The following is a 4,015-nucleotide window of genomic DNA, read 5'->3' as shown; positions in this document are numbered from 1 at the left end:
CTTGCAGCACGAGTCAGCTTAACGGCGCATACAACAGCTTCTTTGGCATTCAGCAATTCCAATCCTTCGTATTGCAATTCGCCAACTTTAACAGTCTTACCAAGTCCCAAGTGGGCAACGTTGATAATCAGTCTTTCAGGAATTACGTTATACAAAGCTCTTACTTTCAGCTTACGCATCTGGAGTACCAGCTTACCACCGGCCTTAACACCTTCTGCCAAACCTTCCATCTGTACCGGAACTTCCATAACGATAGGCTTAGCCTCGTCAATTTGATAGAAGTCAACGTGCAGGATAGTATCCTTTACGGGGTGGAATTGGATATCTTTCATGATAGCGTTTACTTTCTTGCCATCAATCACCAAGTCAACTACGTAGATGTGCGGAGTGTAAACCAAGTTACGCAGACCCTCTGCAGGTACAGTGAAGTGAACATTTTCACCTGCACCATAAAGTACGCAAGGTACACCGTTGTTTTTACGAATAGCTTTCAAAGCTCTTGCTTGTTCCGAAGAACGTTCTGCAATAGTTCTTGCAGTTCCTTTTACTTCAATTGATTTCATTTTAAAAAATTTTGTGTTACTCTAAATTAAGTAAATTTTTTGCTTAATTCACCATCACACGATGTGGCTTGCCACACGATGTTGCAAAAAAGCGGTGCAAAAGTACAGCTTCTTTTTGAATTATCAAAAGGTTATAACTTAAAATTCAATGTCTATCTTGATTTCTCCTTCCAATGAAGACGCTTTTTCCTCTTTCGACAGTTCTTCTTTTCCCGTTTCGGGACTTTCAGCCTCTTCGTCAGCGGTATGTCTTGTATAGCAACCCTGCTGCTCCTGGATGAAGCCGATGGCTTGCTGGAGTCCGTTCATGAACTTTTCAAAATCCTCTTTGTATAGAAAGATTTTGTGCTTTTCGAAACTTACCTGCGAGTCGTCTCCTTCGCCCATCACAATCTTCTTGCTTTCCGTGATGGCGAGAAACATTTCGTCTTTTCTGTTTTTCTTGACGTCTAAATAGTAGATGCGCTTACCTGCTTTGATGGATTGGGAGAATACAATCTCCTTGTCGTTCATGTCCGCTGCGTTTTTCTTCTTAAAGTCTTCCATATTATAATAGGTCTCAATTTTGATATTATCACCTTAAAACTTGTATCTCGTAGCTTTTAGCTCTTTATCGGGCTCAAAATTGACGATTTTTTTTAAACTGTCAAAAGAAAAAGACCGGATAATCAATATCTGCATTAAAAAATGTGATTTATTTATGTAAACTCATTAAAAATGCCTACTTTTGCGCCTTGTTAAAACACTAGTATTTACTTTAGAATTATGATCAACAGAGTTCTTATTCGTCTTAAGATTATACAGATTGTATATGCTTATTATCAGAATGGCAGTAAAAATTTAGACTCAGCGGAGAAAGAATTGTTCTTTAGCCTTTCAAAGGCATACGACCTCTACAACTACCTGCTGATGCTGATGATAGCTTTGACGAACTACGCACAAAAACGTATTGATGCGGCAAAAGCTAAGCTGGCTCCCACTGCCGAGGAGCTGTATCCCAACATGAAATTTGTGGAAAACAAGTTCATAGCCCAGTTGGAAGTGAACAAACAATTGACGGAATTCATTGCCAACCAAAAGCGCACGTGGGCCAATGATGAAGACTTTGTCAAGGGATTGTATGAGAAAATTGTGGAATCAGATATATATAAGGAATATATGGCTTCTTCGGACAATTCTTACGAATACGACCGTGAATTGTGGAGAAAGCTGTATAAGACTTTTGTCTTCAACAACGAAGCCTTGGACAATGTGCTCGAAGACCAGAGCCTCTACTGGAATGACGACAAGGAGATTGTGGATACTTTCGTACTGAAAACCATCAAGCGCTTTGAAGAGAAGAATGGTGCCAATCAGGAACTTCTACCAGAGTTCAAGGATGAGGAAGACCAGGAATTTGCACGCCGTTTGTTCCGCCGTGCCATCTTGAACTGTGACTATTACCGTCACCTCATCAGCGAGAACACGCGCAATTGGGACTTGGACCGTGTAGCCTTTATGGACGTTGTAATCATGCAGTGTGCCTTGGCCGAAATATTAAGTTTCCCGAACATTCCGGTGAGTGTTTCGTTGAACGAATATGTCGATATTGCCAAAGTTTACAGCACGGCCAAAAGTGGCAGCTTCGTGAACGGTACATTGGATCAATTAAAAAAAGAAGGTAAGTTAACGAAAAACTAATACCTTTGTTTAATAATAGAAACCAAAACTGAGTATTTATGAACTTAATGACTGTATTCTTCCTGCAGGCTCCCGCTGCAGGCCCTGCCGGTGGTGGTAGCATGATGTGGATTATGCTGATAGCCATGTTCGTTATTATGTATTTCTTTATGATTCGTCCTCAAAACAAGAAGCAAAAGGAAATAGCAAACTTCCGTAAATCGCTTCAAGTGAATCAGAAAGTAATCACAGCTGGTGGTATCCATGGTGTTATCAAGGAAATCAACGACAATGATGTGGTGCTTGAAATCGCTTCTAACGTTAAGATTCGTATAGACAAGAATTCTATTTTTGCTGCAGCTGCTGATGCGAACAGCAGTCAGGCATCTAAATAATAGAAATGTGAGCCTATGTTTGAACGTAGGAACATACAACGTACATATCTGAAGATATCAAGAGAAGTGAAGGACTTTCTGCTTAGCGATAAAAGCAGGGAGTTCTTCATTTTTTTGTTTTTTTTCTTTGTAGCCGGTGGCTTCTGGCTCTTGCAGACCTTGAACAACGACTATGAGGCGGACTTTTCTATACCGGTGCGGCTGAAGGGAGTGCCCAATAATGTGGTGATTACCTCTGAACCTGCTTCAGAACTCCGTATCAAGGTAAAGGATAAGGGAACGGTACTGCTCAACTATATGTTGGGAAAGAGCTTTTATCCCGTTATTCTCGATTATGCCGATTATAAGGGCGTGGATAATCAAGTAAGGATATATCCCTCGCAGTTTGAAAAGAAAGTGCTGAACCAGCTGAATGCCTCTACCCGCCTGCTTTCCATGAAGCCGGATACATTGGAGTACATCTATTCGACGGGAGCCTCCAAACTGGTGCCGGTGAAGCTGCGCGGCACGCTGAGTGCCGGACGTGAGTATTATCTTTCGGATACGATATTCAGTCCCGATTCCGTATTGGTGTATGCGCCGCAAGGCGTGCTGGATACGATTGCTGTTGCCTATACGCAACCGGTGAAGCTGGAAGATATATCGGATACCTTGAGGCAGCAAGTCCCCCTGCGTATCCAGAAAGGTGTGAAGTTTGTGCCTTCTTCCATTGAGATGATGCTTCCGGTGGATATTTATACGGAAAAGACAGTGGAGGTGCCGTTGCGTGGCGTTAACTTTCCTGCCGACAAGGTGCTGCGCGCTTTCCCTTCCAAGGTGCAGGTCACGTTTCAGGTTGGTCTGAGTCATTTCAGGCAGATTAACGCTGATGATTTTCATATTTACGTGTCCTATGAGGAACTGCTCCGTCTGGGTTCCGACAAGTATACGGTAAAGATTAAGAATCTGCCGAAAGGGGTGAGCCAGGTACGCTTCAATCCGGCACAAGTGGATTTTCTGATAGAGCAAGTTTCTCCTGATTATGGCGATTAAGATAGGTATAACCGGTGGTATCGGTAGCGGAAAGAGTATGGTATCCCGGCTGTTGGAAGTGCTGGGTGTTCCCGTCTATATCTCGGACTTGGAAACGAAAAGGCTGATGGCATCCGATTCATTGATCCGCGAGGAATTGTCAGCTTTGCTTGGTGCGGAAGTGTATGCCGGTGGCACGCTGAACAAGCCTTTGTTGGCGTCTTATCTTTTCGGTAGTCCGGAGCATGCCAAAGAAATCAACTGTATTGTGCATCCTCGTGTAAAGGAGGATTTCAGGCGGTGGACACAATGCCGCACCGCTTTTCCCATTGTCGGTATAGAATCGGCCATTCTGGTCGAAGCGGGGTTTGCAGGTGAGGTGGATGC

Annotated in this window: 6 protein-coding genes; 4 read left to right on the top strand and 2 right to left on the bottom strand. The window is 43.2% G+C overall.

Going from position 1 to position 4,015, the window contains the following annotated elements; translation table 11 throughout:
- Together ABUA47_RS23505 and ABUA47_RS23500 are read right to left on the bottom strand one after the other, a co-directional pair.
- A partial coding sequence (locus ABUA47_RS23505) for a 50S ribosomal protein L25/general stress protein Ctc (protein WP_349832151.1) occupies window positions 1-563 on the bottom strand: 563 nt, incomplete at its 3' end.
- 138 nt (window positions 564-701) lie between these two features.
- Complete coding sequence (locus ABUA47_RS23500; RefSeq protein WP_034522710.1) at window positions 702-1,109, bottom strand: PUR family DNA/RNA-binding protein; 408 nt, start codon at window positions 1,107-1,109, stop codon at window positions 702-704.
- 219 nt (window positions 1,110-1,328) lie between these two features.
- Between ABUA47_RS23500 and nusB the strand changes: the two genes are divergently transcribed.
- From nusB to ABUA47_RS23480, 4 genes are all read left to right on the top strand, one after another.
- Window positions 1,329-2,243 (top strand): transcription antitermination factor NusB, encoded by a 915-nt coding sequence (nusB, locus tag ABUA47_RS23495; protein ID WP_349832149.1) that lies wholly within the window; start codon window positions 1,329-1,331, stop codon window positions 2,241-2,243.
- A gap of 38 nt (window positions 2,244-2,281) precedes the next feature.
- Entirely contained in the window at window positions 2,282-2,617 is a 336-nt protein-coding gene (gene yajC / locus ABUA47_RS23490; RefSeq protein WP_005831794.1) for a preprotein translocase subunit YajC, read from the top strand.
- Between the two features lie 15 nt (window positions 2,618-2,632).
- A complete protein-coding gene (locus ABUA47_RS23485) occupies window positions 2,633-3,649 on the top strand; it encodes a YbbR-like domain-containing protein (RefSeq protein WP_005831792.1) in 1,017 nt (338 codons plus the stop codon).
- Window positions 3,639-4,015: dephospho-CoA kinase (locus tag ABUA47_RS23480; protein WP_349832147.1), on the top strand; the 377-nt coding region annotated here is incomplete at its 3' end. The genes ABUA47_RS23485 and ABUA47_RS23480, both read left to right, overlap by 11 nt.

The sequence above is a fragment of the Bacteroides sp. RTP31139st1_H2_RTP31139_211217 genome, assembly GCF_040227615.1.
Taxonomy (GTDB): Bacteria; Bacteroidota; Bacteroidia; order Bacteroidales; family Bacteroidaceae; genus Bacteroides; species Bacteroides uniformis.
The sequence above is the reverse complement of the archived record's forward strand: the minus strand, read 5'-3'. Positions and strand labels throughout refer to the sequence as shown.

What these genes read in the sequence shown, in the direction of transcription:
- ABUA47_RS23500 (WP_034522710.1), bottom strand. Translation starts at nt 1,109, where the DNA reads ATGGAAGACTTTAAGAAGAAAAACGCAGCGGACATGAACGACAAGGAG.
- nusB (WP_349832149.1), top strand. Translation starts at nt 1,329, where the DNA reads ATGATCAACAGAGTTCTTATTCGTCTTAAGATTATACAGATTGTATAT.
- yajC (WP_005831794.1), top strand. Translation starts at nt 2,282, where the DNA reads ATGAACTTAATGACTGTATTCTTCCTGCAGGCTCCCGCTGCAGGCCCT.
- ABUA47_RS23485 (WP_005831792.1), top strand. Translation starts at nt 2,633, where the DNA reads ATGTTTGAACGTAGGAACATACAACGTACATATCTGAAGATATCAAGA.